Genomic DNA, 4,467 nt, shown 5'->3' on the forward strand with positions numbered 1-4,467 from the left:
CAATCGTTTGGGAGTTTTGTGTTTCCGAATCTATCTTCCTTTCCTTCTGCTTGAATATCTGCGGAATGTGGGTTATACCATTTTTACATTTTTTTTTAGGTCGATTGCTCGATTTTTCAGAACTAAGTAGGACTTTTGACGGAGTTGTCACCCGTCCGTAAATCTGCTCTCAATCTTGCCAGGAGTTGTTCTTTTGTAAGTTGTGAATCACTTCTATAAATATTTTTAGCGTTTTTAAGTAGCTTGGATATCTCTGGCGATCCTGCTGCAATACCAAACTCTGAAATAATGTCCTCCGGTATTAACGGCATTAACATTTCTTGGTCGTCTAAGAGTGTATTAAGAATAAGCTTTTTAAGTTCAAACCTAAAATCTGAATCCATTGAGAAATTTTTCAATACCTTCTCCCATTTACTTTGATATCTATTTCTAAGCCTTACCACATTTTTTGTCACACCAATATCACCCATTACTTCTCGAATCAAATTGTCATAATCCCAAGGTGAAAAGTAGCGTTTTCGGCGCATATTCCACAGATTAATAATTTCATCCTTTGACTCATCGCCTTCTATGGATTGTATGCACTTTAGAATCGCTTCTAGAAACCTCTGGGCTTCATCTACTAACTTAATCAAAGACTTTTCCCAATCATAATCATTCTCTGGTTTAGAAGTTCCAGAAATAGATTCAAACCACTCTGAGCATTGTTTTTGAACCCGACTATTGTGATCGTCTTTATTAGCAATGTTATGCTGAAGAAGAGTACGCAACGATCTAACAAGATAAAAATGCGTACTTAAATTTTTACTGGTGTCTAGATCAAAAGTATCGAAGTAATATACTAAAAATTCAATATCAGACTTTTTACCTGCTTCCCAATATAAGGTATATAACCAAGAGATTACTTGCTGAAAGCAGCACTCAGACATTCCCTCCAAAGTAAACTGAATACTGATTGAACCAAATAATTGATCGCCTTCAATAATTTGAGAAACTATGGAATCGATTTCTTGTTTACAGGCATAAATTTTTTGAGAAGCTTTCAGCACCTCTTCGGATGAATTCATAGTTATTTCTTTTTTTGCACTGGTTGAGAGTAATAGGCTATCGGATCTGCAATAGGACCAAGAAAGTTGAAAGCAATGTGAAATTCACCCGGAGACTCACCTTCAAGAATATCGGGCTTGCCAAATTGCTGTGGAATAAAAGGAATGCGACTACGCTGCAATTCTGATACATATAAAGCTCCACGTTCATAAGGTTTTTCATGCCTCCACGCGACTTCTCCCGTAAATTTTCTTGGGTTTCCATCGGAACCACTCGCAAGATAACTACGGAGAATTCGTCTACGTCCTATTGATGAACTCTCATTTTCAAGCTCTCTGAATATTTCTAAAGAAGTCTGAATTCGATCTAGATGGAAGTTGGCCAAGCCTTTCAAATAAGTTAGAGATAGATTCTCATAAAACTCTGTTGTCTTCATTAATGTTTCTACAATTTGTAGGCAACTTTTCCAATCTTCTTGACTAAATAAAACAGTTTTTTTCGCCAGCAAATAAATTTTCCTTGGCTTTACTTAACCACCAAACTTTAAGAAGTAAATACAGGGAGCGTGAATCTTGATTTATTTTCTCCCAATGTTCCTTCAAGTAATCAACTGCTCTTTCACAAGCCTGAATATTATCATCTGTTAAGGAAGATGTGAATAATATATTCTTAACAATGGCATAAGCTCTTAGGTAATAACCAGCACTAGATTCCATTGCTAAAAGAGCCTGAAAAGCTTCTTCGGTAAGTTCATTGCTTCCAACTAACTCACCTATTTGAAGACGAAGCTTTTGAAAACGTTCTTGCTGGTCAGGGAAATACTCCTCAGATTCCGCTAAAGTAAATACGTGATAGACATTTGCCTCTATTTCAGTACGAACTCCTATATCGATACTCTTGTCCGACAAAAGCTCTCTACTTGTCCAAAGCAAAACATCTATCGGGTAGTAGTTTTCTGAATTTAATGAGAGCGCCTCAAAAGCTGCTTCTTGTGCTTGCTTAAGAAAAGGCAGCGATTCTTCGTAGTTTTGTATTTCTTTTAAAGTAGTAAATTTGGTTCCTAAAACAGAAGCTAATTCTACTAATAAATAACTACGCATCCCCCTATTTTTCTTGTCAAGACCCACTTGGTCAAGAGCTATACGAAGCACATTTTCTGCTCTATCTAAAAGCTCAATACGCTCCTCTTTAGATAATATTAAACTCGCATTCCTTCGTTGTCTTTGGACTCTTTCTGTTAAAAGAGTAGCTTCTTGTAGCATTAAGCTAGGATTTTGAACGCTGTAATCTTCTCGTAACTTACGAAGAATTTCAGCAATTTCTCGAAAATAGGGTGCAAAATAATTTGCATCACGTCCTTTAGGACCCATACTTCTAATTAAGGAAACTGCAAATGAAATCTCTGTTTCACCGTTGAAGTTACCTTTTTCACGAATATTTAATAAAATATCCCTAGCACAATCAACTTCTGCTTTTGCACTACCCAAAAGAGATTTGGAAATTTCTTGAGCTTCAATTTGATGTCGAGCACCAATTTCAAGATTACCATGAGCATCTTCGTACCACTGCACAATATCCGTTTTAAGTCTTTTAATTAAACTAACAAAATCTGTAATTGCTCCTGTATTAATTGCTCGCATCAGAATTTCTAATGGAAGATTAATTCCAAAACGTCCCGGAACCATTACTAATCGAATTAGTTTCTGAAGTAATGTTATCTCTTCTCCATCTATCACCAAATCTTCTGAAGGTAAAAGTTGATCTTCAGTAATCAAGCCCCCTTTTAAAAAGGCAGTTGCAAATGTAGTTTGTGAGGCTACCTTTCCCAGAGAAGGTTTAGAGGAGTCTTGTTCCGCATATTTTACTTCTTTAGCCAATCCTGCTCTTATTTGACTTTTAGTAGGTGGTAAAAGCCTATAGAGGGCCACTAAGAACCTATGACCACCGTGTTCGCTGAGCTTTCTAAGGTCTACACTAGACGATGATGCAAACTTTTCAACAAAAGCTATAAATCCAGATATTTCGTCTATTCCTTCTCTTCTTGGAGAAACATTCCTGAGAGATGCAGGAGCCTCGACAAAATTAATTTTTTTTACAGTCTCAGCATAGCAACTACCAACAACAACTACTTTACGCCCTCGACTAGAAAGCCTTTTAGTCAATTCGTAGTATTGCTCTTGCTCAACCATTCCATCCCAAATAATTAGAACCGCAGATGCACCCAAATCTTCAGCCCATTTACAAAAAGTATCTAAATCACTTGAAAGAGGGAGTTTAGAGCGATGCTCAATAAATAAAACAGGATACTTTTTTTCCTTACGAATTGAATATGCAAGATGACCAAGAGCAATACTTTTACCCGTGCCTGACTGTCCACAAAGAATTACTGGCTCATCCTGCAACTCATTAGATTTCAATCTTTTAGTAACAATTTCTTGAAGATGACTCTCAAAAGTACGCTTAAATGCAAACCCCCGTGCATATCCTGACCAGATAGGTCTATTGCTAGATTCTGCTAGGAAAGCTCTGAACTCACTATATAATTTATTTTCTCCAATGTGTGGTGGCTCAAGAAGAATCATGTCATCTAGAATTGTTGCAGATCTCGAAACTTGATTCCACAGATTTAGGGGAACAGTTAAAGACTTTTCCTCTAGAGTAATGCGACGACCATATTCCTCCTTCTCCGGTGGTTCACCAAGTGTAACATAGCCTGCTTCTTGAACACGTAAAAGATATACTGCCAAGTTTTCGTCATGGAGAATAACTTTACCTTCTTGTACTCGTCTAGCAATACGTGAATTTTGTTTGATTGCTTCATTTGCACTAAAAATATGAACCTGAGCTTGGTTAAGACTTTGAATAACAGGTGTTAATTTCTGTGGAGAGAACCAGTCTAAATCACCTGCATAGCCTTCTATCACCAGTGTTCCGAAAGGAGTGATAAGTTCGGGTAATCTACGGGCTAGAGCATTTGCTACGGAATATCGAACGTCTAGCTCATCTTCATTCAAAGGAGGTCTTTTATTCTTATCGTCTTGATTAACACAGCCAAACAAAAATGTACAGTGGAGACGATGGCGATTTCTAGGATCGCTTGGATTAAGAGTTTCCGAATCATATATTGACTGTAGTTCTCGCCAACTCGTTGTTCGGAAGGCTTTGAGGCAAATTGTGTCAATTGCAGAAGTGTAAACACCACTCCAGGGGAAACTAGCAACTGTCTCTAGCCATTCTGGATGAGGAAAACGATCGCAGCGTTCTTGCATCCAAGCTAATGCTGCCTCGGATGCTTCCGAAGCCCTTCCAGCTAAGATTTGACCGTAATCATCTCCAGTCCCACCATAAGTAGTTAAGCAAAATTAATTACATAATTATCTCCAAATTCTTTAAGAATTCTTTCGACAGATGAAACAAGAG

The 4,467-nt window shown here is 37.5% G+C and carries 3 protein-coding genes; all 3 read right to left on the reverse strand.

The window, feature by feature from the left end; genetic code table 11:
• Window positions 1–122 precede the first annotated feature (122 nt).
• Genes QUA04_RS28760 through QUA04_RS28770 form a run of 3 tightly spaced genes read right to left on the reverse strand, consistent with a single transcriptional unit; the run spans window position 123 to window position 4,316 of the window.
• Window positions 123–1,067, reverse strand: coding sequence for a hypothetical protein (locus QUA04_RS28760; protein WP_333263944.1), 945 nt, complete (start codon window positions 1,065–1,067; stop codon window positions 123–125).
• A gap of 2 nt (window positions 1,068–1,069) precedes the next feature.
• A complete protein-coding gene (locus QUA04_RS28765; protein WP_333263947.1) occupies window positions 1,070–1,555 on the reverse strand; it encodes a hypothetical protein in 486 nt (161 codons plus the stop codon).
• Window positions 1,527–4,316 carry a P-loop NTPase gene (locus QUA04_RS28770; RefSeq protein WP_333263950.1) on the reverse strand — a complete coding sequence of 930 codons (2,790 nt, stop codon included), beginning with the start codon at window positions 4,314–4,316 and terminating at the stop codon, window positions 1,527–1,529. Before QUA04_RS28770 ends, QUA04_RS28765 begins: the two co-directional genes overlap by 29 nt.
• Window positions 4,317–4,467 lie beyond the last annotated feature (151 nt).

It is taken from the genome of Microcoleus sp. S13_C5, from assembly GCF_036700845.1.
Taxonomy (GTDB): Bacteria; Cyanobacteriota; Cyanobacteriia; order Cyanobacteriales; family Microcoleaceae; genus Microcoleus.

Bases quoted from the DNA above. Each gene is read 5' to 3' on its own strand.
- QUA04_RS28760 (WP_333263944.1), bottom strand. From the start codon at position 1,067: ATGAATTCATCCGAAGAGGTGCTGAAAGCTTCTCAAAAAATTTATGCC.
- QUA04_RS28770 (WP_333263950.1), bottom strand. From the start codon at position 4,316: ATGCAAGAACGCTGCGATCGTTTTCCTCATCCAGAATGGCTAGAGACA.